At 57.4% G+C, this 829-nt stretch carries 1 protein-coding gene; it reads right to left on the bottom strand.

Annotated elements, in window-relative coordinates:
• A partial coding sequence (locus tag PL597_RS25940) for a hypothetical protein (protein WP_142843699.1) occupies positions 1 to 829 on the bottom strand: 829 nt, incomplete at both ends.

Raw genomic sequence — 829 nt, forward strand, 5'->3', positions numbered from 1 at the left:
TTCCAGAACAGCGCGACCAACCTTATAGATATCGTCGGCATACTCCGGCAGGATCTCACCGAGAACCGGTGTCGCAATATCTTCGGTGACTTCACCATACTGGACGATGACCTTGTTGCCGGTGCCCTGGGAATAGCGGATACGGCCGACCGGAGCATCGCACTGCCGTTCCTTGACGTTAACCTTTGCGGTGCTCACGACAGGCGCCCACGCGTACATGGATTCACCGCTGACAACGGCATGGTCCTGAACAACCGTGAAGGGCAGAGCTTGAATAAGGTCGTTGCAGAGTTCGGGGTTTTCCTTCGTCGCGAGATAGGCAATGACGCTGATGCCCAGCGGCTCCCAGGTAAGCCGTACCTTTTGACCGTCGCGGATCTGAACACGCCGAGAGGGATCGGCCAGGGCCGCGATGGAACCTTCCGGGGTCTCGTAAGTGAGATGTTTTCCGATGCTCCAAGGGAAGTAATGGAATGACCAGGCGGCCAAACGGTTGAGGTAACCCAGGAACGCCTTGACGGCCTCAACCGCCTCGTCGCGGCTACCAGCCGTCGGAAGATATTTGGTGATCGCTTCGGCAAAAGCGCCCATTTCCTGCAAGCCGCTGTAGCGCAGATAGTTGCTGTATGCGTAGTCAAAGCGGTGCACGAGTGCGCAGCACTGCTCGAGGGTAAATCGCTCATCCTGGAACGTCAGCAGCAACGGATACCACGTGTACATCGACTGGTCGCGCAGCATGCCGTTCACGAAGTCGAGGTTCGTGAAGTATTGGTTGTTTGTCCCGACCGCGAAGGTGCCGGTCCGGATATCATGAAGCTCCTTCGGCTCG

Origin of the sequence: Agrobacterium sp. ST15.13.013 (assembly GCF_027956525.1) — a bacterium.
Lineage (GTDB): Bacteria > Pseudomonadota > Alphaproteobacteria > Rhizobiales > Rhizobiaceae > Agrobacterium > Agrobacterium salinitolerans.